This window comes from Bradyrhizobium sp. HKCCYLRH3061, from assembly GCF_051168015.1.
GTDB lineage: Bacteria > Pseudomonadota > Alphaproteobacteria > Rhizobiales > Xanthobacteraceae > Bradyrhizobium.
Genome location: NZ_JBNPUE010000013.1, coordinates 179,816 through 203,742, shown reverse-complemented (window position 1 = coordinate 203,742; position 23,927 = coordinate 179,816). Strand labels below are relative to the sequence as shown.

The following is a 23,927-nucleotide window of genomic DNA, read 5'->3' as shown; positions in this document are numbered from 1 at the left end:
CTCTTTAGTGATTGTCGCGCGGCACGGGCGAGCCGGTGCGGCCGACCAGGAAGTCGAAATCGACGCCGCGATCGGCCTGCAGCACGTGATCGATGTAGAGCTTCTGATAGCCGCGGGCCGCATGCGGCTTCGGCGGCGTCCAGGCGGCGCGGCGCGCGGCGAGCTCCTCGTCGCTGACATGCAGGTGCAGCCGGCGGCCAGCGACGTCCAGCGTGATCATGTCGCCATTCTTGACCAGCGCCAGCGGCCCGCCGACGGTGGCTTCCGGGGCGACATGCAGCACCACGGTGCCGTACGCCGTGCCGGACATGCGTGCGTCCGAGATGCGGATCATGTCGCGCACGCCCTGGCGCAGCACTTTCGCGGGCAGTGGCATGTTGCCGACCTCGGCCATGCCCGGATAGCCCTTCGGCCCGCAATTCTTCAGCACCATGATGCAGGACGCATCGATGTCGAGATTGTCGTCGTCGACCGCGTCGTGCATTTCCTCGACGCTTTCGAACACGACGGCGCGTCCGGTGTGGTTCATCAGCTCCGGCGAGGCCGCCGACGGCTTGATGACGGCGCCGTTGGGGGCGAGGTTGCCGGTCAGGATCGCGATGCCGGCTTCGGTCTTGAACGGCGTCTCGAACGGCGTGATGACCTCGGCATTGTAGTTCGGCGCCTCGGCGACATTGTCCCACAGCGTCCTGCCGTTGACGGTCCGGGCGTCCTTGTGCAACAGGCCGCGCTCGCCGAGCGCACGCAGCACCGCCGGCAGGCCGCCGGCGTAGTAGAAGTCCTCCATCAGGAAGCGGCCCGACGGCATCAGGTCGACCAGGCAGTGCACGTCGCGACACAGACGGTCGAAGTCGTCGAGCGTGAGCTCAACGCCGACACGTCCGGCGATCGCAAGCAGATGCACCACAGCGTTGGTCGAGCCGCCGATCGCCGCGAGCGTGCGGATCGCATTCTCGAACGCCTGCCGGGTGAGAATGTCCGATGGCTTGAGGTCTTCGCCGACCATCTCGACGATGCGCCGTCCGGCCATGCGGGCCAGCAGGTTGCGGCGCGCATCGGCGGCGGGGATCGCGGCATTCTCGGGCAGGCCGATGCCGAGTGCCTCGACCATCGAGGCCATCGTCGAGGCCGTGCCCATGGTCATGCAGCTGCCGGCGGAGCGGTTCATGCCGGCCTCGGCCTCGTGGAATTCCTTCAAGGTGATCTCGCCGGCACGCAGCTGCTCGCTCATCGAGATGATGTTGGTGCCGGAGCCGATGATCTGGCCACGATAGACGCCGCGCAGTTGCGGGCCGCCTGAAACACCGATCGCAGGCAGGTCGGCGGAGGCCGCGCCCATCAAGAGCGCCGGCGTGGTCTTGTCGCAGCCCATCAAGAGCACGACACCGTCGAGCGGATGCGCACGGATCGCCTCCTCCACATCCATCGAGGCGAGGTTGCGGAACAGCATCGCGGTCGGACGCATCGTCACCTCGCCGAGCGAGGAGACCGGAAACTCCAGCGGATAGCCGCCGGCATCGAGCACGCCCTGGCGGACATGCTCGGCGATGACGCGGAAATGCGCGTTGCAGGGTGTCAGCTCCGACCAGGTGTTGCAGATGCCGATGACCGGACGGCCCTCGAAGCGATCCTGCGGCGTGCCGCTGTTCTTCAGGAACGAGCGATAGTAGAAGCCCATCTTGTCCTGGCGGCCGAACCACGCCTGGCTCCGCAGCGTCTTCTTCTCGTTGTCGTTGCTCATTCCTGGTCCGTTCGTGCAGCCGACTGCGCATGGCGCCGCCGGCCGTTGTAGATGACTTCGATCATGGCCTCGGAGGCGCCTTCGGCGTTTCCATCCGCGATCGCGTCGATGATGCGCTGGTGCCAGACCAGCACGGTGTCGCGATCGGCGGTCTCGATTGGCGCGCTCAGGACGAACGATGCACGCAACGCCGCCTCGATGACGGCGCCGATCGAGCGCATGAAGGGATTGCCCGAGGCGTTGGCGATCGCGATGTGCAGCGCCAGGTCGGCCTCGGCGAAAGCCACCGATGTCGATGGCTCGCGCTCCATCTGCGCCATCGCCTTGCGCATCGCCGCGACGTCGTCCTCCGTGCGGCGTTCGGCCGCGAGCGCCGCGGCGCGCGGCTCGATCGCCAGCCGGATTTCGGCGAGGTCGGCGAGGAAGCGCTTGTCGATGCCGGCGTCGAGGTGCCAGGCGAGCACGTCGGGATCGAACATGTTCCAGTCCGAGCGTCCGCGCACCACGGTGCCGACGCGGGCCTTGGTCGACAGCAGACCTTTTGCAACGAGGGTCTTCACGCTCTCGCGCAGCACCGGCCGTGAGACGCCGAAGGTCGCGGTCAGCTCGGCATCACCCGGAAGCCGCGCCCCCTCGCCCAACCGGCCGGAGATGATGTCGATGCCGATGCTGCGGGCGACCTCGGCATGGTTGGAATGCGCGCGCCGGGTCGGAATCGAGACGATGTGCGACGCCGTCATGTCGGCGCCCCCATCGGCTTGGCCCCTGCGGGCTTGACGGATGAGCGGCGCGCGAGCGCCATCAGACCTTGCTGCAGCGCAATGAAGACGAACAACAGAACCCCCGTGGCGATCTTGGTCCACCAGCTCGACAGCGTGCCGTCGAAATTGATGTAGGTCTGGATCATGCCCTGGATCAGGACGCCAAGGAAGGTGCCGATGACCGAGCCCTGTCCGCCCGTCAACAAGGTTCCGCCGATCACCACGGCAGCGATGGTATCGAGCTCGACGCCGACAGCCGACAGCGAATAGCCGGCCGCGGTGTAGAACGAGAAGACGATGCCAGCGAGGCCCGCAAGCACGCTCGACAGCATATAGATGCGGATCGTCATCGGCCCGACCGGAATGCCCATCAGGGCCGTCGCCGCACGGCTGCCGCCGAGCGCGTAGACGTTGGCGCCGAACCGGGTCAAATGCAGCAGCAGCGCGCAGAGCACCAGGATCACCAGCATCGCAATCGCAATCGCGGTGAGCCGTCCGCCGCCTGGCAGCCTGATCGCGAAGTCGGAGACGGCACTGTAGATCGGGGCGGTGATCGGAATCGATTCGGTCGACAGCAGGAAGCTGACGCCGCGCGCCAGGAACATGCCGGCGAGGGTCACGATGAAGGGCGGCAGATCGAAGACGTGAATGACCGCGCCCATCGCGGCACCGAACAGCGCGCACAGCACCAGCACCAGCGCGAAGGCGGCGAAGGGCGGAATGCCCCAGCGCTCGATCGCCAGCGCCGTGAACACCGTGGTGAAGCCGATCACCGAGCCGACCGAGAGATCGATGCCGCCGGAGATGATGACGAAGGTCATGCCGGCGGCGACGATGCCGAGGAAGGCATTGTCGGTGAGCAGATTGGCGACGACGCGGGTCGAAGCGATGTTCGGGAATTGCAGCGCGCACAGCGCAAAGCCGGCGACCAGCACGAAGGCGGTGATCGCAGCCGAGGTCGAGGCCTTCATGGCTTGGTCCTCCGCCAGCGCGCGGTGAAGCGCGAGAGATCGCCGAGCCGCGGCGACTGCGCCAGCAGGACGGCGAGAACGACCACGGCCTTGACCAGCAGATTGAGCTCCGGCGGATAGCCCGACAACAGGATGCCGGTGTTCATGGCCTGGATGATCAGTGCGCCGGCCACCGCCAGCACCAGGCTGAAGCGGCCGCCGAACAGCGAGGTTCCGCCGATCACGACCGCGAGGATCGCGTCGAGCTCCAGCCACAGCCCGGCATTGTTGGCGTCCGCACCCATGATGTCGGCCGCGGCGATCACGCCGGCGAGCGACGCGCACAGGCCGCACCAGACATAGACCGCCAGGATCATGGCGCGCGTGCCGACGCCCGACAGCTCGCTGGCGCGCGCGTTGCCGCCGGTCGCCTCGATCAAGAGCCCGAGCGCGGTGCCGCGCACGACCGCCCCCGTCAGCAGCAGCATGCCGATCGCGATCACGACCGGGGTCGGCAGGCCCAACACGGCGCCGTTGCCCATCCGCACCAGATCGGGCGAGGTGAAGGTGACGATGCGCCCTTCGGTGATCAACTGCGCGATGCCGCGGCCCGCCACCATCAGGATCAACGTGGCGACGATCGGCTGGATGCGCAGGACAGCGACGAGAACGCCGTTCCACAGCCCGCACACCAAACCGACAGCGAGCGCGGAGCCGATGACCACCGGCAGCGAATGCGTATCGGCGAGGCTCGCCGCGGTGGCGCCCGCGATCGCCATGACGGCGCCGACCGAAAGGTCGATGCCTCCGGTCGCGATCACCAGCACCATGCCGAGCGACAACAGCGCCACCGGCGTGCCGCGGTTGAGCACATCGATCACGCTGCCGAACAGCCGGCCATCCTGCAGATGGAGATTGAAGAACTGCGGCGACACCGCGCGATCGATGATCAGGATCACGATCAGCGCGAACGCCTGCGCGAGACCACGGCGCGGAATGCGAAGCATCATGACACGGCCTCGCGCACAGGCTCACCATCGGCCGCGATCGCCGCAAGAATGCTGGAAACCTCGACGGCGTCGCCCTTCAGCTCCTCGACATGGGCGCGGTCGCGCAGCACGACGACGCGGTTGGAATAGGTCACGATCTCGTCGAGCTCCGAGGAGATCACGAGCAGCGCCAGCCCCTGCTCGCACAGCTCACGCACCAGACGGATGATCTCGGCATGGGCGCCAACATCGATGCCGCGCGTCGGCTCGTCGAGGACGAGGAGCTTCGGCGACGTCGCGAGCCAGCGCGCCAGTAGCGCCTTCTGCTGGTTGCCGCCCGACAGCAGCCCAATGGGACGTTCCGGATCCGGCGGCCGGATGTCGAGCATGCGGATGTAACGCAGCGCGATCTCGTCCTGCTCGCACCGCGACAACGGCCGGTGCAGGCCGCGCCGCGCCTGCAGCGCCAGCACGATGTTCTCGCGCACGGTGAGATCGGCGACGATGCCCTCGGTCTTGCGCTCCTCGGGGCAGTAGCCGAAGCCGAGCCCGGCGGCATCGCGCGGCGAATTCAGCCGGACGGTCTCGCCGTTGACGGTGGCCTCGCCGCTGTCGGCGCGTTCGGCCCCGAACACCAGCCGCGCCGTCTCAGTGCGGCCGGAGCCGAGCAGGCCCGCGAGCCCGACCACCTCGCCGCGGCGCAGTTCGAGATCGAACGGCGCAAGATAGCCCTGCTTGCCATAGCCCTTGAAACTGATGCAGACCTCGCGCGCCGTGTCGGGCTGGCTCGCCGCGCGTTCGTGCGTGGTCTCGGCCAGCTCGCGCCCCAGCATCATTCTGATAAGGTCGAGCCGCGGCAGGTCGGCGACGTCGCGCGAGCCGATCAGCCGGCCGTTGCGCAGCACGGTGACGCGATCGCAGATCTCGTAGACCTGATCGAGGAAGTGGCTGACGAACACGATGCCGATGCCATCAGCCGCGAGCTTTCGCATCACCTTGAACAGGATCTCGACCTCGTGGCGGTCGAGGCTCGCCGTGGGCTCGTCGAGAATGAGGACGCGCGCCGACAGATCGACCGCACGCGCGATCGCCGTGATGTGCTGGACCGCGACCGAGTAGCTCGAAAGCGGCGCACCGACGTCGATGTCCAGCCCATAGTCCAGCAGCAGCGCGTGCGCGCGCCGCCGCATCTCGGCCTCGCGCACGACGCCGAACCGCGTTGGCTGCCGGCCGAGATAGAGATTTTGCGCCACCGAGAGGTTCGGCAGCAGATTGACTTCCTGATAGACGGTGGCGATGCCGGCATCGACCGCGTCCTTGGCCGAGCGCGGCGCGATCTCCCGATCGGCCAGCCGCACGGTGCCGGCGTCCCGCGCGAACACGCCGGTGACCACCTTGATCAGGGTCGACTTGCCGGCGCCGTTCTCGCCGAGCAGCGCATGGATCTCGCCCTCACCCAGGGTGAAGTCGACGTCGTCAAGCGCCTTCAGCGCTCCGAAGCTCTTGGTCAGGCCGCGGATCTCCAGCAGGGCTGGACGCGTCGCCGGCGGAGCTGAAGGATCAGACATGACGAGCTACTTGGCGCGACGATTGGACATCAGCCAGGAAGCTGACGCCCGCCGAATGAGCGGACGCCAGCACCTGATTTCGTCGTCCCGGCGAACGCCGGGACCCATACCGCGGAATAGTCGATTGAGGCACTGGGCCAATACCGCAGACCTCACAAAGATCGGTGGCTATGGGTCCTGGCGTTCGCCAGGACGACGGCAACAACATAGGCTTCAGCTCAGTAGCCCAAGCCCTTCTTGCTGTCGTAGACCTTCTGCGGATCGTCCGTCGCGGTGTAGAGCTTCGATTCCGTCTGGATCCACTTCGGCGGAACGGTGCCCTTCTCCTTGAAGGCTACGATCGCGTCGAACGCCGGGCCCGCCATGTTCGGCGTCAGCTCGACGGTGGCATTGGCTTCGCCCGCGGCGATCGCCTTGAAGATGTCCGGCACCGCGTCGATCGAGACGGTCAGGATGTCCTTGCCCGGCTTGAGGCCGGCTTCCTTCATCGCCTGGATCGCGCCGACCATCATGTCGTCGTTGTGGGCATAGACCGCGCAGATCGACTTGCCGCCGTTCTCGGCCTTGATGAAGCTTTCCATCACCTCCTTGCCCTTGGCACGGGTGAAGTCGCCGGTCTGGCTGCGCACGACCTTCAGGTTGGCGTTCTTGGCGACGACGGCGTCAAAGCCCTTCTTGCGGTTGGTGGCGACGCTGGCGCCGACCGTGCCCTGCAGCTCGACGACGTTGCAGGCCTTGCCGCCGACCGTCTTGGCGAGCCACTCGCCGGCGACCTCGCCCTCGTGCACGCTGTCGGAGGTGACGGCGGTCAGATAGAGGTCCTTGCCGGAGGGATCGATGTCGCGGTCGAGCAGCACGACCGGGATCTTGGCTTCCTTGGCTTCCTTCAGCACGGCGTCCCAGCCGGAGGCCACGACCGGTGCGAGGAAGATCGCGTCCACGCCCTGGGCGATGAAGGAGCGGATCGCCTTGATCTGGTTCTCCTGCTTCTGCTGAGCGTCGGCGATCTTCAGGTTGATCTTGCGCTTGGCGGCTTCCGACTTCGAGACCGAGGTCTCGGCGGCGCGCCAGCCGGACTCCGATCCGATCTGCGAGAAGCCGACGGTCAGCTCCGCGGCGCCAGCGGACGTGGCAAGCAACAAGGCGGCCGTGGCCGAGGCCGCAAAGAGGGCTTTCAGGGTCATCAGACGTTCTCTCCCACAAAGGTACTGTTTTTTGATGCGCCGCCGCGACAGCGGTGTTGACGCACCTATTCACCCGCCTCGACGGCCGGTGACGTCCGTTATTTCACGGAACCCAGGGGATGACTAGTCATATTATTTGACTGTAATACTTTTTGAGAATGACAGGCGCCGGCGCAGCCCCACTGCCGCCGAAGATAAGCGTCGGACACAAACAAAATTTTAAGTTGTAAATAGGCTGGATCAGCGCAGCTTCGTCGCTTCGCGGGCGCGCTGCTCGATCGCGGCCCACGCACCGGCCTTGATGTCGGCCGCGGGTGCCACCCAGGAGCCGCCGATGGCAACGACCTTCTTGTGCGCCAGCCATTGCGCAGCATTGCCGGCATTGATGCCGCCGGTCGGGCAGAAGCGGACGTTGGGGAACGGCCCCGCCAGCGCATCCAGCGCGGCGAGCCCGCCGGCCGGCACCGCGGGAAAGAACTTCACCAGCTCGTAGCCGCGCGTCACGCAGGCAATGAGATCAGAGGCGGTCTGAATGCCCGGCGCGAACGGCATCTCGCCGGCATTCGCGGCGTCGAGCAGGCCGAGCGAGAGGCCCGGACTGATCGCGAAGGCGGCGCCGAGCCTGGCGGCGCGCTCGTAGTCCGCCGGCGTCAGCACCGTGCCGATGCCGACGACGGCGTCCGGCACCTCATCGATGATCGCGCGCGCGGCATCGAGCCCCGCCTGCGTCCGCAAAGTGATTTCGATGACGCGGAGGCCGCCGGCGACGAGCGCACGCGCAAGCGGCACGGCATGCGCCGCGTCCTCGATCGTGATCACCGGGATCACCGGCGCCAGCGCGAAGACCGCATCGAGCTTCGCGCGCTTGTCCAAATTGTTCATCACGCCTCGCTCATCGTCAGAATGTCCCGCGGCATCGCGGTGGCCGGGATCACCGCCCCCGGCGCCATGATCACGGCACCGGCGAGCCGGTGGCCGGCCAACGCCGCCTTGCGGGGCGGCGCGCCCTTGATGCGCGCGGCGAGATACCCCGCATTGAAGGAATCGCCGGCCGCCGTGGTGTCGATCGGCTTGAGCACCGCAGGTGGCGCGATGTCGACCAGCACGCCATCGGCATGGATCAGGCAGCCGCGCGCACCGCGCTTGACCACGACCTCGTTGACCCCGGCGTCCTTGAAGCGGCGCAGGCTGACGGAGGCGTCGGCATCGCCGAACAGCATCTGCTCGTCCTCCAAGGTCGGCAGCGCAACGTCGACCAGCGGCAGGATCGCACGGAACGCGCGCTGGGCGACCTCGCGGCTGGCCCAGCCGCGCGGCCGGTAGTTGCCGTCGAACACCACCCGCGCGCCGCGCTTGCGCGCCACCGTCAGGAGCTCGCGCAGCTTGGCCTTGCCGGTCTCGCCATAGAGCGAGAGGCTGATGCCGGAGAGATAGATCCAGTCGAAGCGCGAGAGCCTGTCGAGCATATCGCGATCGGCGCGATCGAACAGCTCGCGCGCCGGCGCGCGGTCGCGCCAATACAGGAAGCTGCGCTCGCCCTTGGCATCGCGCTCGATCATGTACAGGCCGGGCACGCGGCCCTCGACCTGCAGCACCTCCGAGGTGTCGATGCCCTCGGCCTGCCAGGCCGCCAGCATCATCGCACTCAGGGGATCATCGCCGAGCGCCGTCACGTAGGAGGTGGGCACGCCGAGCCGGGCCAGATAGAGCGCGGTGTTGAGCGTGTCGCCGCCGAACCCGCGCCGGAACAGCGAGCCGTCCTCCTGCGCAAACTCCACCATGCACTCTCCGATGCAGGCGACTTTCATCGGCGTCAATCCATCCATCAAAACGTCAAATGAACCTTCATCGACCGGCTGCGATCGCTGGCGAGCTCGAAGGCGGCGACCGCCTGCTCGAATGGCAGCGCAGCCGAGATCAGCGGCTTGACGTCCAGCAGACCCTCGCCCATCAGCCGCAGCGCCAGCTCGAATTCGCGGTCGAACCGGAACGTGCCGCGCAATTGCAGCTCCTTCGTGACCAGCGTGTTGAGCGGCAAGGTCATCTCGCCGCCGAGCCCGAGCTGGACGATGACGCCGCCGGGCCTCATGACGTCGAGCGCGGCCCGCAAGGCGGCCTGGTTGCCGGAGGCCTCGAACAGCACGTCGAACGTGCCCTTCCCGCTCCGCCACGGATCGAGCGCCGACGGCTCCGCCCCGACATTGAACGCATGGCTGGCACCGAGCGTGCGCGCCACCGCCAGCGGCGCATCGGCAATGTCGGTGACCACGATCTCGGCCGCACCGCCGTAGCGCGCCACCAGGATCGACAGCGCGCCGATCGGGCCGCAGCCGGTCACCAGCACGCGCTTGCCGAGCAGCGAGCCGGCCTGATGCGCCGCATGCAGGCAGACCGACAGCGGCTCGGCCATCGCGGCCTCACCGAGCGACAGCGACGGCGCGATCGGCACTGCCTGCGAGGCATCGATGGTGACGAACTCGCGGAAGCCGCCCTGCACGTGGGGATCACGCATCGCGCTGCCCATGAAGCGCATGTCGAGGCATTGGTTGCGCAGCCCCTCGCGGCAATAGCTGCAGCGGCCGCAGGGCAGGCTCGGATTGACGGCGACGCGCGTGCCCTCGGCGAGGCCGGTCACGCCGGCACCGACCGCGGCAACGTGGCCTGCGATCTCATGGCCCAGCGCCATCGGCTGCCTGATGCGCACGGTGCCGAAGCCGCCGTGATGATAGTAATGCAGGTCCGAGCCGCAGATCCCGCCGGCCTCAATCTTGACCCGCACCTCGCCGGGTCCCGGCGCCGGATCGGGAAAGCTGTCGATGCGCAGATCTTTCGGCGCGTGAATGACGACCGCACGCATGGCCGGCCTCCCTGTCTCTTGTCTTCCGCGATCCTACATCGCCGCCAGCATGCCGCCGTCGACATAGATGGTCTGGCCGTTGACATAGGTCGACGCCTCCGAGGCCAGGAAGATCGCGGTGCCGACCAGCTCGTCCGGCCGGCCCCAGCGCTTCGACGGGACGCGCGACATCAGCCAGTTGTTGAAGTCGGGGTTGCTCATCAGCGCCTGGTTCATGTCGGTGAGCATGTAGCCCGGTCCGATTGCATTGGCCTGGATGCCGTGCGCCGCCCATTCGACCGCCATCGCGCGGGTCAGGTTGCGGATGCCGCCCTTCGCCGTGGTGTAGGGCCCGATGGTCGGCCGTGCCAGCTCGCTGCCGAGCGAGCCGATATTGATGATCTTGCCGCTCTTGCGCGGGATCATGCGTTTGGCCGCCTCGCGCCCGATCACGAAGGCGCTGGTGAGGTTGGTCTCGATGACGCGGCGCCACTCATCCGTGGTGAACTCGACCAGCGGCTTGCGGTGCTGGATGCCGGCATTGTTGACGAGGATGTCGATCGCGATCCCCTCGGCGTCGAAGCGCGTGAAGGCGCCGACGACGGCGTCCTCATCGGTCACGTCGAACGGACAGGCCTCTGCCTGATGGCCCGCGGCGCGGAATTCTTCCACGGCAGCCAGGGTACGCGCGGGGTCGGTTCCGTTGATGACGAGCCGCGCCCCCGCCTTGGCAAAACCCTCCGCGATGGCGCGGCCCAGGCCGCGCGAGGAGCCGGTCACCAGCGCGGTCTTGCCGGAGAGATCGAAGAGCGAGGTCGACATTTGTTCAACTCGAATGGGCAAATGCGGGCCGGCATCCTCGGCCACGGGACGCGCGCTGACAAGCGGGTTGTCCGGCACCGGCGGGATCAGACCGGCAAGCGGTTAATGGCCGCCACCGCGGTCATGATCCCGCGGATCTCGGCGAGGCCCTTGAGGCGGCCGACCAGCGGATAGCCCGGATGGGTGCCGCGGCCGATGTCGTCGGCGAGCTCATGGCCGTGGTCGGGCCGGAACGGGATCCGCCAGTCCGGCTCGCCTTCCGCCTTGCGCCGGGCCTGCTCCTTCAGCAAGGTCGTCACGACCGCGACCATGTCGACGTCGCCGCGCAGATGCTCCGCCTCCATGAACGAGCCGTCGAGCATCTTGGTGACGTTGCGCAGGTGCACGAAGCGGATGTGCGGCGCGAACCGCTCGGCGAGCGCCGGGATGTTGTTGTGGCCGCCGGCGCCGAGCGCGCCGGTGCAGAAGGTGAGGCCGTTGGCCTTCGACGGGGCGGCATCGACGATGAACTGCAGATCCTCGGCTGAGGACACCACGCGCGGCAGACCGAACAGGTCACGCGGCGGATCATCGGGATGGACACAGAGGCTGACGCCGCATTCCTCGGCCGTAGGCACCACCTCGCGCAGGAAGCGCGCGTAGTTGGCGCGCAGCTCGGTATGGCCGATGCCGCGATATTTCTCCAGCATGCGGCGCAGACCGGGCACGTCATAGCGGTCATAGGCGCCGGGCAGGCCGGCCATGATGGTCGCGAGCAGCCGGTCCTTGTCGGATTCGGACGCCTGTGCCACCCAGGCCTTGGCGCGGTCGAGCACGTCGGCGGAGAACTCCGCCTCGGCACCGGGCCGCTGCAGGATGTAGCAGTCGAACGCAGCAAGGCGATCCATATCGAAGCGCAGCGCCGTGGCGCCGCCCGGCAGACGGAAGGCGAGCTCGGTGCGGGTCCAGTCCAGCACCGCCATGAAATTGTAGCAGACGGTGGTGACGCCGCAGGCGGCGAGGTTGCGCAGCGACTGGCGGTAGTTGTCGAACAGGGACGTCAGATCGCCCTCGCCCAGCTTGATGGCCTCGGAGACCGGCAGGCTCTCGACCACGCTCCAGCGCAGCCGCAGCGATGAATCGCCTTCAATCACGCCGATGCGCTTGATGATCTCATCGGTGCTCCACACCACGCCGTAGGGGATGTGATGCAGCGCCGTCACGATGCCGGTCGCGCCGGTCTGGCGAACCTGCGGCAAAGTGATGGGATCATCGGGTCCGAACCAGCGCCACGTCTGTTCCATGTCGTCACCTTCCAAAATGAATCACGCGCGCGATCAGCGCCGCCGCCGTGCCCGCGTGCGCGGCTCGGCCTGCGCCATCTCCTCCTGCCGGGCAAAGATGCCGTCGGCGCGGCGAAACACCTCGCGCAGATGCCGGCGCATCGCCGCGACCGCCTGGGCCTCGTTGCAGGCGGCCAGCCCGTCCAGGATCTCCTGATGCTGCGCGATCAGGAGCGGAATATGGCCGGCGTCCTCGATCAGGGTGAGATGCCGGACGCGGTCGAAATGGATCTTGGTCTGGCGGACCACCTGCCAGACATGCGGATGCCGGCTGGTGCGGGCGATGGTCTGATGGAACGCCTCGTCATGGGCGTAGAACTCCGCCGGCGTCGCCGCCGCCTTCTGCTTGTCGATCAGCTCGGTCAGCTCGCGCAGCGCCGTCGCATCGATGTAGCGGACGGCCTCGGCAACCAGCGCGCATTCGAGATGCTCGCGGATGAACTGCGCCTCGCCGAACGCCTCGCGCGACACCGGCGCCACCACGCTGCCGCTCTGCGGATAGATGCGCACGAGGTCGACATCGGCGAGCTTGATCAGCGCCTCGCGCACCGGCGTGCGGCTGACGCCGAGCCGCTCGCACAGGTCGAGCTCGGCCATCGGCGTGCCCGGTGGCAGCGCGCCGGACACGATGTCCTCGAGCAGCCGCTCATAGACCTGGTCGGCGAGCCGCCGGCCGGCCTTGCCGTCCAGTCGCGTCAATGGTGTCAGATCGTCATCCATGACGGCAGTCTACCCGATTCACAGGAAGCCGATCGAGATCCACGGCAGGAACACGATTAAGAGCAGCGCAACGACGAGTGCGGCGAGATGCGGCCAGACGTGGCGGATGACCTCATCCGGCGAGGCGCGGCCGATGGCGCAGGCGAGATAGAAGCCGACACCGAAGGGCGGCGTGAACAGGCCGAGGCCCATCGCGAACACTGCGATGATGGCGTAGTGCACCTCGTGCACGCCCATCATGCGCGCGATTGGGAACAGCAGCGGCCCGAACAGCACCACCGCCGGCACGCCTTCGAGCACGCTGCCGAGCACGACGAAGGCGAGCGCCGAGATCAAGAGGAAGCCCCAGCGGCCGCCGGGCACAGCCACCATGAGGTCCACGAGCTGCTGCGAGAAGCCGGACTGGGTCAGCGCCCAGGCCATGCCGGTCGCAGCCCCCACCACCAGCAGAATCGCGCCGGACAGCGAGGCCGTATCGACCAGGATGGGATACACCCGCTTCCAGTCGAACTGGCGATAGACGAAGATGCCGACCAGCACCGTGTAGATGACGCCGATCGCCGCGACCTCGGTCGCGGTGGCGACGCCCTCGACCACAGCCGAGCGGATCACGATCGGCAGACCGAGACCGGGAATGGAGATCGCAAACAGCCGCAATCGCGTCCTGGCATCGAAACGCTGCGCGCCGCTCATGTCCTCCTTGCGCGTCTGCAGGAAGACGACGACGGAGAGCGCGATCAGGCCGACCACCGCCGGCAGCAGCCCGCCGGTGAACAGCGCCGCGATCGACACGCCCGTCACCGAGCCCACCGTGATCAGCACGATCGAGGGCGGGATCGTCTCCGACATCACAGCGGAGGCGGACAGCAGCGACACCAGGTCGCCTTCCGAGCTGCCACGCTGCTTCATCTCCGGAAACAGCGCCGGCGCCACCGCCGCCATGTCGGCCGCCTTCGCACCGGAGATGCCCGAGACGAGGTACATCGCGCCGAGCAGCACATATTGCAGGCCGCCGCGCAGATGGCCGATGAGCGAAACCAGGAACAGGATCATCGCCCGCGCCAGTCCGGCGATCTCGATCAGCGCGCCGAGCAGCACGAACATCGGCACCGCCAGCAGCACCATGTGCGACATGCCCTCGCTGACCCGGCCGGGAACGATCAGGACCGGCACGGTGGTGCTGAAATGCAGATAGGCCACGGTGGCGAGCAGGAAGGTGAAGGCGATCGGCGTGCCGATCACCATGGCGCTGGCGACGAGCACAAAGAAGAAGATGAACAGATTGTAGTTGCCGAGCTCCTCCAGCACAGGCGCGGCGGCATAGAGCGCCCCTGCACCGGCGAGCACGAGCGCCAGAGCGCCGACGATCTGCATGAGGCTCGCCTGCTGGATCAGCCGGTCGACCGCGGTCAGCAGCATCAGCAGCACGCCGACCAGCATCGCGGCCTCGCGATAGCCTTCGCTGATCTCGAGCACGGGCATCTGGCTGATCAGGTGGCTTTCGAGGTGGTGCCAGGACGGCATCACCAGCGCCACCAGGACGGTGCAGACCAGCATCAGGCCGAGCGCATCGGTGCGCGCCCGCCACGCCGGCGACAGATTGCGGACGAAGGCGGTGAGCCGCATGTGCTCGGCGCGTCGCAATGCGACGACGGCGCCGAGCATCGCCAGCCACACGAACAGCACGGTGGCGAGCTCGTCCGACCAGATCAGCGGCGCATTGAAGACGTAGCGCGCGGCGGTCGCCGCGCCGAGCAGAACGAGTTCGGCGATGACGATCGCCGCAGCCAGCGCCTCGACGGCGCGGCCAAGCAGATGATCGAAGCGCGCGAACGCGCCATGCGACGGCACCGAGGTCGTCGCTGTCATATCAACGGCCATTGCATCCTCCCCGGCTCACACAGGCCGACCGTTTTTTCCACCGATCGCAGCTGAAGTCGAAACTACTCGGGCCTCATGGTTCTCAAGGCGATGCAATTGCATCGCCTGAACGCGTCGCAAGGCCGACGCTCCTCACCATGAGGGGCAGGATCTCGCCGCGAAATCAGCCCTCGTCCTGAGGAGCCTGCCGGAGGCAGGCGTCTCGAAGGACGGTGGCAGGCACGCTGTCGACTACGCGGTCTCTCACGCAAGTCTCACAGCTGACCGACGGATTTCTCCAGCAGCCCCCACGCCTCGGTGCCGAACTTGGTCTTCCATTCGGTGTAGAAGCCGGCGGTGCGCAGCGCATCGCGGAACGGCTTGGTGTCGACCTTGTTGAAGGTCACGCCAGCGGCCTGCATTTCCGCCTGCGCCTTGTCGTTGAAGCTCTGGATGTCCTGGCGCTCCTTGACGGCGGCCTCCGACAGCGCCGCGGTGACGGCGTCGCGGACGTCGGCAGGCATGACATTCCAGCGCGCTGCATTGGCGAAGATGTAGTGGCCGTCCCAGATATGGCCTGATAGCGCGATGTACTTCTGCACCTCGTAGAGCTTGGCGCTCTGGATCAGCGCCAGCGGATTCTCCTGGCCGTCGACGATGCGGGTCTGCAGGGCCGCATAGAGCTCGCCGAAATTGATCGGCGTCGGCGCCGCGCCGAGCGTCTTGAACAGCGTCACCCACAACGGATTGCCGGGCACGCGGATCTTGAAGCCCTTGAGGTCGTCGGGCGAGGCGATCGGCTTCGCACCGGACGTGATGTTGCGATAGCCGTTGTCGAGGCATTTCGGCAGCACGTGCAGGCCGACCTTGGCGAACTCGCGGCGCACATGGTTGCCGAGATCGCCGTCCATCGCCGACCACACCTGGTCGTAGCTCTCGAACGCGAAGGCCACCGCATTGATGCCGCCGATCGGCACCACCGTCTGGTTCACGCCTGACGTCGACATGAAGTCGAGCGCGCCGCTGCGCACCTGCGAGAACATGTCGGGCTCGCTGCCGAGCTGGCTGTTCGGATAGACCTGCAGGTCGACCAGACCATTGCTCTGCTTCTTGATGACCTCCGACGCCTCGATGATGCGGACGACGCCGGGATGGGTGGCGGGGAACGCCGTGCCGTAACGCAGGCGATACTTCGCCGATTGCGCCCGGGCGGGTGCGAACGCCAAGGCCGAGGCTCCCGCGAGCGCGGTGCCGACGAAGCTGCGACGAGACATGGATGTGGGCAAAGACACTGGCAAACCTCCCCTGCCGGCCCGCTGCGGGGGCCTTTGTATGTCATTCCTGTATCTCAAGCCTATAAGGGATACCAAATAGGCTTTCAATAGGAAACTTGTATCCAAGTTCTTGGGTTGCTATACGATGGCAGCCTGCGGTCGAGATTGGCGAGAAGGATGGAGGAACGCGTGAAGAGCCTCGTGGTGGAGCGGCCCGGCCGCCTGTCGATCGAAACGCGCCCCGTTCCCGAGCCTTCGACGGGCGAGGTCCGCATCAAGGTCGAGCGCGCCGGCATCTGCGGCTCCGACATCCACATCCTCCACGGCAGCAACCCGTTCGCGCGCTATCCGCGCGTGATCGGCCATGAATTCTTCGGCAGCATCGACAAGCTCGGCGACGGTGTCAGCGCACGGCTCGGCGCCCGCGTGGTGGTCGATCCCGTCGTTGCCTGCGGCCACTGCTACCCCTGCTCGGTCGGCCGCCCCAATGTCTGCGCCCATCTCGCCGTGCTCGGCGTCCACCGCGACGGCGGCTTTTCCGAATATGCCTGCGTGCCGGCGGCCAACGCGCATCTGCTGCCGGACAGCGTCGACGACGACAAGGCGCCGCTGGTCGAACCGTTCTCGATCGCCGCCAACATTACCGACCACACCCGCGTGTTCGCCTCAGACGTCGCGCTGGTCTACGGCGCCGGGCCGATCGGGCTGACCGTGATCCAGGTGCTCAAGCACGTCTACGGCGTGAAGCAGCTGATCGTCACCGACCGCATCGATGCCCGGCTCGAAGCGGCGCGGCACAACGGCGCCGACCGCGTCATCAACACCGCCAGGACCGCCCTGCCCGAGGCCCTCGCCGCGGCCGATGTGACGCCGACCTTGATTATCGATGCCGCCTGCCATCCCGCCATTCTCGCCGAGGCCATCGAGATCGCCTCGCCTGCCGCACGCATCGGCCTGCTCGGCTTCTCGGCCGAGCCGTCGACGATCGTGCAGCAGAAGGTCACCGCGAAGGAGCTCGCGATCCACGCTTCCAGGCTCAACAGCGGCAAGTTCGCCAAGGTCATCGACTGGTTCGCCAGTGGCGCGCTGCAGCCGGAGCGGCTGATCACCCACCGCTTCGGGCTCGGCGCCTACGCGACCGCCTTCGACACCTTCGAGCACAACCAGACCGAATGCTGCAAAGTGCAGCTGATCTTCTGAAGTCCCGGCATGGATCGTCTCAGCCCCGCAACGCTTCCCCGCCTGCCCGCCGGCATCATCAAGCCGGATTACGACCGCGCAGCAATCACAACCGGTATCGTCCATCTCGGCCTCGGCGCGTTCCATCGCGGGCATCAGGCGGTCTACACCGATGCGCTGCTCAAGCACGATCCGCGCTGGGGCATCCTCGGCGTCTCCCTGCGCTCGCCGGACACCCGCGATGCGCTGGCACCGCAAGGCGGGCTCTACAGCGTGACGGCGAGCGACGGCGCCGGCCGGCAGCGCCGCATCATTGGCGCACTCACCGGCCTTGCGGTTGCGCCCGAGGATCCGGCGGCCCTTCTGGCACGCCTCGCCGATCCCGCCATACGCATCCTCTCGACCACCGTCACCGAGAAGGGCTACAGCCACGATCCGGCGACCGGCGCGTTGCGCGTCGACGATCCCGACATCTTGCACGACAGTCTCAACCTCGGCCATCCCCGCAGCACGCTCGCCTTCATCGTCGGCGGCCTGCAACTGCGGCGACAGCGCGGCCTGCAGCCCTACACGGTGCTCGCCTGCGACAACCTTCCGGCCAATGGCCACACCTTGCGCGGTCTGGTGATCGCCTTCGCCGGGCTGGTCGATCGCGATCTCGCCGCGTGGATCACGGACAACATCCGCTTTCCCTCGACGATGGTCGATCGCATCGTGCCTGCCACCACCGATGCCGACCGCGCCGACGTCGGCGCCGCGCTCGGCCTCGATGATGCATGGCCCATCGTCACCGAGCCGTTCAGCCAATGGGTGATCGAGGATGATTTCGCCGGCGCGCGCCCCGCCTGGGACGTCAGCGGCGCACAGTTCGTGCGCGACGTCGCCCCATTCGAGCTGATGAAGCTGCGGCTGCTCAACGGCGCGCACTCGACAATCGCCTATCTCGGCTATCTCATGGGCTGCGAGACCGTCGCCGCGGCCATGGCCGAGCCCGAGCTGGCCGGCCTCGTCGAGGACATGATGCGCGAGGAGGTGACGCCGACGCTGCCCGCGCTCGGAGGCTTCGACGTCGCAGCCTATCGCGCCGCGCTGCTGCAGCGCTTCCGCAATCCCGCGCTCAAGCACAAGACCGCGCAGATCGCGATGGATGGTTCGCAGAAGCTGCCGCAGCGTCTGCTCGGCACCATCGGCGACCGCCTCGCCCGCGGCCTTCCCATCACCCGGCTTGCGCTCGCCGTCGCCGGGTGGATCCGCTACGTCAGCGGCACGGACGAGCACGGCCAGCCGATCGCGCTGCGCGATCCGCTGGCGGCGCAGTTGCGCGCGCTCGCCGACGAGGCCGGCCCGGTCGCCAGCCGGCTCACGCCGGCGCTGCTGTCGCTCACCTCGGTGTTCGGCAGCGAGCTGCCACGAGACCCGCGCTTCGAGCTCGCAATCGAAACGGCCCTGGACGATCTGTTCCAGAAGGGTACCCGTGCCACGGTGGCGGAGACGCGACGGGCCGCCCGCTGAACATCGGCTTGGACGCAGCTCCGGCTCCGGCGACCGCCGACATCAGCCGCCTGGCAGCAGCTTGCCGGGATTCATCAGGCCGTGCGGATCGAGCGTGCGCTTCAGTTGCCGCATCAGCTCCAGCTCGAGCGGCGGCTTGCACAGCGGCATCTCTGCCGTGCGGAGCTGGCCGATGCCGTGCTCGGCGCTGATCGAGCCGCGGCGGCGGGTGATTTCGTCATGGACCAGGCGGGTGATGCGCGGACCGTGCCGATAGAACTCGTCTTCGCTCATGTCGAGCGGGCGCATCAGATTGTAGTGCAGATTGCCGTCGCCGAGATGGCCGAACACCATCGGACGGATGCCGGTCAGCGCCGCGCCGACCGCAGCGTCCATGACCGTGACGAAATCGGCGATCTCGGCGACGGGCACCGAGATGTCGTGCTTGAGCGCCCTGCCTTCGCGGACCAGAGCCTCGGAGACGCTCTCGCGCACCCGCCAGAACGCCTTGGCCTGGGTGCCGTCCTGGGCGACGACGGCGTCGGAGGCGAGCCCTTCCGTCATCGCGGCGGCCAGCGTGGTTTCGAGCCGTGCGGTCAGCGCGGCTTCCTCGCCGATATCGCTCAGCTCGATCAGGACAGCAGCCTCGGGAAGTGCAGCGAACGGCAGCCGTATATCCGGCATCTGGCGCAGGATCATCTCGAGCGTTGCCGAGGTCAGGAACTCGAATGCGGTGAGGCGATCGCCACAACGCGCGCGCGATAGCCGCAGCAGGTTCAGCGCGGCGGCCGCATCGGCGACCGCGACGAACGCGGTGGCCCGTGCGGTCGGCCGCGGAAACAGCTTCAACACGGCGCCGGTGATGACCCCCAGCGTGCCTTCGGAGCCGATGAAGAGATCGCGCAGCGCATAGCCGGTGTTGTCCTTGCGCAAGGCGCGCAGGCCGTCCCAGATGCGGCCATCCGGCAGCACCACTTCGAGCCCCAGCGTCAGCTCGCGCATCACGCCATAGCGCAGCACGGCGACGCCGCCGGCATTCGCGGCGAGATTGCCGCCGACGGTGCAACTGCCCTCCGAGCCGAGGCTGAGCGGAAAGAACAGGCCGGCCTCGCGCGCCGCGTCCTGCACCCTCGCCAGCACGATGCCGGCGTCGACGACGATGGTCTGACCGACGGGATCCACCGCGCGGATGCGGTTCATCCGCGACAGGGACAGCACGATCGCCCGGCCGCCCGCATCCGGAGTCGCGCCGCCCGACAGGCTGGTGTGTCCGCCCTGCGGCACGACGGCCACGCGGGCGGCGGCGCAGGCCTCCATCACCGCCGCGACCTCGTCCGTCGATCCCGGCCGAACCACCGCCAGCGTGGCCCCGTGATACTTGCCGAGCCAGTCGTGCAGATAAGGCGCCTGATCCTCGGCTGCGACGAGAACATGCGCGACACCGACGAGGCGTTGCAGGCGTTCGATCAGTTCGGTCATGACGCGCGCTTCGATGACTCCGGAAGCTGCACTTGCGATGCGCACAAACTAACAGGACAGTGCCTCTCGTCCCCAATACCGAGTTGTCCGCCACCCATAATCGAATGTTATGGGCGGCTCAGACGGACGCGAAAGCCGCCGGCGGGGCGATATGCGGGACGGCGTCGACCAGCTCGCGCGTGTAGTCGGTCTGCGGATTGGCGAACAGCGCCCGGCTCTCGCCCTGCTCGATGATGAGACCTGTGCGCAGCACGATGGTGCGGTCGCACATCATGCGCACGACGTTGAGATCGTGGCTCACGAACAGGAAGGCGAGGTTGTCCTCGCGCCGCAGCCGGTTCAGGAGCTGCAGCACCACGGCCTGCACGGAGACGTCGAGCGCCGCGGTCGGCTCGTCCAGCACCAGCAGCCGCGGCTTGCAGGCAATGGCGCGGGCGATGCCGACGCGCGCCTTCTGCCCACCGGAGAGCTGATGCGGAAAGCGCGACAACAGCTCGCGCGGCAGGCCGACGCGATCGGCGCATTCCTCGACGCGCTGACGCAGTCTGTCGCCCGAGCGCATGTTCATCAGCCGCAGCAGCGGATGGGCGATGCAGTCGAACGCCGTGTAGCGCGGATTGAGGCTGTCGTTCGGATCCTGGAAGACGATCTGGATGTCCTTGCGCAGCTCGCTCGCGTGAAAGTCGCGAGCCGGAATCTGGCCGATCGCCTGGCCGTCGAACAGGATCTCGCCGGCGCTGGGGTCGATCAGACGGCAGATCATGCGTGAGGTCGTGCTCTTGCCGGAACCGCTCTCGCCGACGAGACCGACGCTCTCGCCGCCGCGCATGGTCATCGAGAAGTCGGCGACGCCGACCGTACCGTCGTCGAATCGCTTGCTGACGCCCTTGACGTCGAGCAGGAGCGGCGTGCCGTGAGGCAGCGGCGGCAGCTCCGTCACAGCGACCAGCGGAATTTTTTCGCCGTCCGGCACCAGATCCTCGATACGCGAGGTTGCCGTCGGCGACGCCGCGACGAGGCGCTTGGTGTAGGGATGCTGCGGCCGGCGGAACAGTGTCAGCGGCGCGGCCTCCTCGACCAGCCTGCCCTGCTCCATCACGACCACGCGCGCGCAATAGCGCGCGGCAAGCCCGAGATCATGCGTGATCAGGATCGTCGCCATGCCGCGATCGCCGGCGATCTTCGCAAGAAGATCCATGACCACCTTCTGCGTGGTGACGTCGAGGCCAGTGGTCGGCTCGTCCGCGATCAGCAGCTGCGGGCTGCAGGAGATCGCGATTGCGATCATCACCCGCTGGCACATGCCGCCGGAGAGTTCGTGCGGATAGGCGCCCATGCGGCGCTCAGGATCGCGGATCTGCACGGCCTTCAGCAGCGACAAGGCCTCCGCATGCGCCTCCTGCCGCGACAGCCGTCGATGGGCGAGGATCGCATCCGCGATCTGCTGGCCGACGGTGCGGATCGGGTTGAGCGCGGCACGCGGATTCTGGAAGATCATCGCCATGGCCGCGCCGTGCAGGCTGCGCAGATCGGCACCGCCGGCGCGGGTGACGTCCTGGCCCTTGAAGCGGATGCAGCCATCGGTGATGCGGCCGGCCTTGTCGAGCAGATGGGTGATGGCAAAGCCGGTCACCGATTTGCCGGAGCCGCTCTCGCCGACGAGACCCAGCATCTCGCCCGGCTGGAGCGACAGCGACACGCCGCGCACCGCCTCGACGAGCCCACGACGGGTCGAGAAGGTCACTTTGAGATTCTCGACCTCGAGCAGCGGCTTGGAAATATCAGGCGCCGTCACGTCCGCATCCTCGGATGCGCCCCAGCTATTTGTGTTCTGACGAGACATCATGTGCGCATCCGGGGATCCAGGATGTCGCGCAGGCCGTCGCCGAGCAGATTGAAGCACAGCACCGCTGTCATCAGCGCGAAGCCGGGAAACGCCACCAGCCACCAGCGCCCGGTGGAGATGAAGCGGGCGCCCTCGGCGACCATGATGCCCCATTCCGGCGTCGGCGGCTTGACGCCGAGGCCGATGAAGGAGAGGCCCGCGGCATTGAGGATCGCCCAGCCGAGATTGAGCGACATCTGCACCGCCATCGCCGGCAGCACGTTCGGCAACAGGAAGCGCAGCACGACAGCAACATGGCTCTCGCCACAGGCACGCGCGGCCTCGACCCAGCCGAGATTGCGGCGGATGTTCACCTCGGCGCGGGCGAAGCGGATGTAGAACGGCAGGTTGATGATCGCGGTCGCGATCACGATGTTCTCGACCCGGTTGCCGAGCGCCGCGACCATCGCCATCGCCAGCACGAACAGCGGAAACGCCATCAGCACGTCGACGAAGCGGCCGACCGCCTTGTCGAGCCGGCCGCCGGCATAGCCGCACAGCGCACCGATGACGGAGCCGAGCGCAAAGGACACCGCGACCGCCGTCACAGCGATCATGAGGTCGAGCCGGCTCGCGACGATCAGGCGGCTGAGCACGTCGCGGCCGAGCTGGTCGGTGCCGAACCAGTGCGCGGAGCTCGGCGGCTGTAACGCGGCAGAGACCTCGGACGCAACGGGATCGTAAGGCGCCAGCCACGGCGCAAAGACCGCGATCAGCGCCAGCAGCAGCGCGCCGCTAGCCGCGACGGCGGTGACCGGATTGCCGCGCAGCACGAAGGCCGTGTGGCGCAGGGTCGAGGAGGTCTCTATCGTGCTCATGCTCACGCCACCGTCGCCCTGGGATCGGCGATGCCATAGAGCACATCGACCAGGAGATTGACGATCACGAAGATCGTCGCCATCAGCAGCACGAAGCCCTGTACCGGCGCGTAGTCGGAGACCAGCAGCGCATCGAGCGCGTAGGAAGCGACGCCGGGCCAGGAGAACACCTTCTCCACCAGCACGTTCGCGCCCAGCATGGTCGAGAACACGATGCCGGCGATGGTGATGACGGGAAGGATCGCGTTCCTCAAGGCATAGGTGACGACGATGCGCCACCACGACAGCCCGACCGAGCGCGCGGTGCGGACGAAATCGCTGCCGAGCGAGACCAGCATCGAGGCCCGCGTGATGCGCGCCAGCGGCGCGATCACGAACAACGCCATGGTCAGCGCCGGCAGCATCAGCTGCCGCGCCGCCGCCCACCAGCCCTCGACATCGCCTGCGAGCAGGAAGTCGATGATCAGGAAGCCGGTGCGCGATGGCGGCATCGTGGTGAAGATATCGATCCGCCCTGTCGGATCCGGCGCGAAACCGAGCAGATAATAGAACACGTAGATCAGCAGGAGCCCGGAGACGAAGGTCGGCACGCAGACGCCGAACGAACAAAATAGCCGGACGCCGTGATCGACCAGCGAGCCCGGCCGCAGCGCAGCCAGCACGCCGAGCGGCACCGCCGAGACCAGCGCGATCAGCAGCGCCGTCAAGGTCAGCTCCAGCGAGGCCGGCAGTCGCTCCTTGAGATCCTTGGCGACCGGCTGCCCGGTCATCATCGAGCGGCCGAGGTTGCCGCGACCGACATCATAGAGGTAGATCGCGAGCTGATTCGGCAGCGGCTTGTCGAGCCCGAGCTGCCGGCGGATGACCTCGATCTCCTCCTGGCCGGCATTGGGGCCGGAGGCAAAGAACACGGCCGGATCCCCCGGCAGCACGCGCATCAAGAGGAAGGTGAAGACCAGGACACCGAACAGTGCCGGCAGCGACGAGACGAAACGCCGTCCCGCCCGCAGCAATGTTGCGCCGATCGTGCCCATGGTCCTCAGCCGTC

20 protein-coding genes are annotated in these 23,927 nt (G+C 67.4%); 2 read left to right on the top strand and 18 right to left on the bottom strand.

Annotated elements, in window-relative coordinates:
• Nucleotides 1-4: 4 nt before the first annotated feature.
• The 14 genes from ACQR2C_RS21675 to ACQR2C_RS21610 form a co-directional block, all read right to left on the bottom strand.
• Entirely contained in the window at nt 5-1,741 is a 1,737-nt protein-coding gene (locus tag ACQR2C_RS21675; protein ID WP_315804471.1) for an IlvD/Edd family dehydratase, read from the bottom strand.
• A complete protein-coding gene (locus ACQR2C_RS21670) occupies nt 1,738-2,481 on the bottom strand; it encodes a FadR/GntR family transcriptional regulator (RefSeq protein WP_434882069.1) in 744 nt (247 codons plus the stop codon). The genes ACQR2C_RS21675 and ACQR2C_RS21670 overlap by 4 nt, the downstream gene beginning before the upstream one ends.
• Nucleotides 2,478-3,473 (bottom strand): galactofuranose ABC transporter, permease protein YjfF, encoded by a 996-nt coding sequence (gene yjfF / locus ACQR2C_RS21665; RefSeq protein ID WP_434882068.1) that lies wholly within the window; start codon nt 3,471-3,473, stop codon nt 2,478-2,480. Before yjfF ends, ACQR2C_RS21670 begins: the two co-directional genes overlap by 4 nt.
• Nucleotides 3,470-4,462 (bottom strand): ABC transporter permease, encoded by a 993-nt coding sequence (locus tag ACQR2C_RS21660; protein WP_434882067.1) that lies wholly within the window; start codon nt 4,460-4,462, stop codon nt 3,470-3,472. The genes yjfF and ACQR2C_RS21660 overlap by 4 nt, the downstream gene beginning before the upstream one ends.
• Entirely contained in the window at nt 4,459-6,009 is a 1,551-nt protein-coding gene (locus ACQR2C_RS21655) for a sugar ABC transporter ATP-binding protein (protein ID WP_434882066.1), read from the bottom strand. The genes ACQR2C_RS21660 and ACQR2C_RS21655 overlap by 4 nt, the downstream gene beginning before the upstream one ends.
• Before the next feature lie 218 nt (nt 6,010-6,227).
• Nucleotides 6,228-7,193, bottom strand: a complete 966-nt coding sequence (gene ytfQ, locus ACQR2C_RS21650) for a galactofuranose ABC transporter, galactofuranose-binding protein YtfQ (RefSeq protein WP_315718196.1) — start codon at nt 7,191-7,193, stop codon at nt 6,228-6,230.
• 240 nt (nt 7,194-7,433) lie between these two features.
• Nucleotides 7,434-8,078: a bifunctional 4-hydroxy-2-oxoglutarate aldolase/2-dehydro-3-deoxy-phosphogluconate aldolase gene (gene eda / locus ACQR2C_RS21645; RefSeq protein WP_316177963.1), complete on the bottom strand. Its 645-nt coding sequence runs from the start codon at nt 8,076-8,078 to the stop codon at nt 7,434-7,436.
• Nucleotides 8,075-8,971, bottom strand: a complete 897-nt coding sequence (locus ACQR2C_RS21640; RefSeq protein WP_409997971.1) for a sugar kinase — start codon at nt 8,969-8,971, stop codon at nt 8,075-8,077. The genes eda and ACQR2C_RS21640 overlap by 4 nt, the downstream gene beginning before the upstream one ends.
• Nucleotides 8,972-9,018: 47 nt before the next feature.
• Nucleotides 9,019-10,050 (bottom strand): L-idonate 5-dehydrogenase, encoded by a 1,032-nt coding sequence (locus ACQR2C_RS21635; RefSeq protein WP_434882065.1) that lies wholly within the window; start codon nt 10,048-10,050, stop codon nt 9,019-9,021.
• A 33-nt stretch (nt 10,051-10,083) separates the two neighbouring features.
• Nucleotides 10,084-10,851, bottom strand: a complete 768-nt coding sequence (locus ACQR2C_RS21630) for an SDR family oxidoreductase (protein ID WP_315804462.1) — start codon at nt 10,849-10,851, stop codon at nt 10,084-10,086.
• An 86-nt stretch (nt 10,852-10,937) separates the two neighbouring features.
• The gene (gene uxuA, locus ACQR2C_RS21625; RefSeq protein ID WP_434882064.1) at nt 10,938-12,134 is read right to left on the bottom strand and encodes a mannonate dehydratase; all 1,197 of its coding nucleotides are present in this window, start codon (nt 12,132-12,134) and stop codon (nt 10,938-10,940) included.
• A 33-nt stretch (nt 12,135-12,167) separates the two neighbouring features.
• On the bottom strand, nt 12,168-12,893 hold the full coding sequence (locus ACQR2C_RS21620) for a GntR family transcriptional regulator (RefSeq protein WP_434882063.1): 726 nt from the start codon (nt 12,891-12,893) through the stop codon (nt 12,168-12,170).
• A gap of 18 nt (nt 12,894-12,911) precedes the next feature.
• Nucleotides 12,912-14,774 (bottom strand): TRAP transporter large permease, encoded by a 1,863-nt coding sequence (locus tag ACQR2C_RS21615; RefSeq protein ID WP_316218659.1) that lies wholly within the window; start codon nt 14,772-14,774, stop codon nt 12,912-12,914.
• A gap of 254 nt (nt 14,775-15,028) precedes the next feature.
• Nucleotides 15,029-16,045, bottom strand: coding sequence for a TRAP transporter substrate-binding protein (locus ACQR2C_RS21610; RefSeq protein ID WP_315804458.1), 1,017 nt, complete (start codon nt 16,043-16,045; stop codon nt 15,029-15,031).
• A gap of 171 nt (nt 16,046-16,216) precedes the next feature.
• Between ACQR2C_RS21610 and ACQR2C_RS21605 the strand changes: the two genes are divergently transcribed.
• Together ACQR2C_RS21605 and ACQR2C_RS21600 are read left to right on the top strand one after the other, a co-directional pair.
• Nucleotides 16,217-17,227 carry a Zn-dependent oxidoreductase gene (locus tag ACQR2C_RS21605; RefSeq protein ID WP_316218660.1) on the top strand — a complete coding sequence of 337 codons (1,011 nt, stop codon included), beginning with the start codon at nt 16,217-16,219 and terminating at the stop codon, nt 17,225-17,227.
• 9 nt (nt 17,228-17,236) lie between these two features.
• The gene (locus ACQR2C_RS21600; protein WP_434882062.1) at nt 17,237-18,718 is read left to right on the top strand and encodes a mannitol dehydrogenase family protein; all 1,482 of its coding nucleotides are present in this window, start codon (nt 17,237-17,239) and stop codon (nt 18,716-18,718) included.
• A 42-nt stretch (nt 18,719-18,760) separates the two neighbouring features.
• Here ACQR2C_RS21600 and ACQR2C_RS21595 read toward each other — a convergent pair whose 3' ends face one another.
• The 4 genes from ACQR2C_RS21595 to ACQR2C_RS21580 form a co-directional block, all read right to left on the bottom strand.
• A complete protein-coding gene (locus tag ACQR2C_RS21595) occupies nt 18,761-20,176 on the bottom strand; it encodes an FAD-binding oxidoreductase (RefSeq protein WP_434882061.1) in 1,416 nt (471 codons plus the stop codon).
• Between the two features lie 118 nt (nt 20,177-20,294).
• Complete coding sequence (gene nikE / locus ACQR2C_RS21590; protein WP_434882082.1) at nt 20,295-21,944, bottom strand: nickel ABC transporter ATP-binding protein NikE; 1,650 nt, start codon at nt 21,942-21,944, stop codon at nt 20,295-20,297.
• A 74-nt stretch (nt 21,945-22,018) separates the two neighbouring features.
• The gene (locus ACQR2C_RS21585; RefSeq protein ID WP_434882060.1) at nt 22,019-22,879 is read right to left on the bottom strand and encodes an ABC transporter permease; all 861 of its coding nucleotides are present in this window, start codon (nt 22,877-22,879) and stop codon (nt 22,019-22,021) included.
• 2 nt (nt 22,880-22,881) lie between these two features.
• Nucleotides 22,882-23,913: an ABC transporter permease gene (locus tag ACQR2C_RS21580; protein WP_316177948.1), complete on the bottom strand. Its 1,032-nt coding sequence runs from the start codon at nt 23,911-23,913 to the stop codon at nt 22,882-22,884.
• Nucleotides 23,914-23,927 lie beyond the last annotated feature (14 nt).

Excerpts from the sequence above, each read along its gene's own strand:
- ACQR2C_RS21675 (WP_315804471.1), bottom strand. The coding sequence starts at position 1,741 with ATGAGCAACGACAACGAGAAGAAGACGCTGCGGAGCCAGGCGTGGTTC.
- ACQR2C_RS21670 (WP_434882069.1), bottom strand. The coding sequence starts at position 2,481 with ATGACGGCGTCGCACATCGTCTCGATTCCGACCCGGCGCGCGCATTCC.
- yjfF (WP_434882068.1), bottom strand. The coding sequence starts at position 3,473 with ATGAAGGCCTCGACCTCGGCTGCGATCACCGCCTTCGTGCTGGTCGCC.
- ACQR2C_RS21660 (WP_434882067.1), bottom strand. The coding sequence starts at position 4,462 with ATGATGCTTCGCATTCCGCGCCGTGGTCTCGCGCAGGCGTTCGCGCTG.
- ACQR2C_RS21655 (WP_434882066.1), bottom strand. The coding sequence starts at position 6,009 with ATGTCTGATCCTTCAGCTCCGCCGGCGACGCGTCCAGCCCTGCTGGAG.
- ytfQ (WP_315718196.1), bottom strand. The coding sequence starts at position 7,193 with ATGACCCTGAAAGCCCTCTTTGCGGCCTCGGCCACGGCCGCCTTGTTG.
- ACQR2C_RS21635 (WP_434882065.1), bottom strand. The coding sequence starts at position 10,050 with ATGCGTGCGGTCGTCATTCACGCGCCGAAAGATCTGCGCATCGACAGC.
- ACQR2C_RS21630 (WP_315804462.1), bottom strand. The coding sequence starts at position 10,851 with ATGTCGACCTCGCTCTTCGATCTCTCCGGCAAGACCGCGCTGGTGACC.
- uxuA (WP_434882064.1), bottom strand. The coding sequence starts at position 12,134 with ATGGAACAGACGTGGCGCTGGTTCGGACCCGATGATCCCATCACTTTG.
- ACQR2C_RS21620 (WP_434882063.1), bottom strand. The coding sequence starts at position 12,893 with ATGGATGACGATCTGACACCATTGACGCGACTGGACGGCAAGGCCGGC.
- ACQR2C_RS21615 (WP_316218659.1), bottom strand. The coding sequence starts at position 14,774 with ATGGCCGTTGATATGACAGCGACGACCTCGGTGCCGTCGCATGGCGCG.
- ACQR2C_RS21600 (WP_434882062.1), top strand. The coding sequence starts at position 17,237 with ATGGATCGTCTCAGCCCCGCAACGCTTCCCCGCCTGCCCGCCGGCATC.
- ACQR2C_RS21595 (WP_434882061.1), bottom strand. The coding sequence starts at position 20,176 with ATGACCGAACTGATCGAACGCCTGCAACGCCTCGTCGGTGTCGCGCAT.
- ACQR2C_RS21585 (WP_434882060.1), bottom strand. The coding sequence starts at position 22,879 with ATGAGCACGATAGAGACCTCCTCGACCCTGCGCCACACGGCCTTCGTG.
- ACQR2C_RS21580 (WP_316177948.1), bottom strand. The coding sequence starts at position 23,913 with ATGGGCACGATCGGCGCAACATTGCTGCGGGCGGGACGGCGTTTCGTC.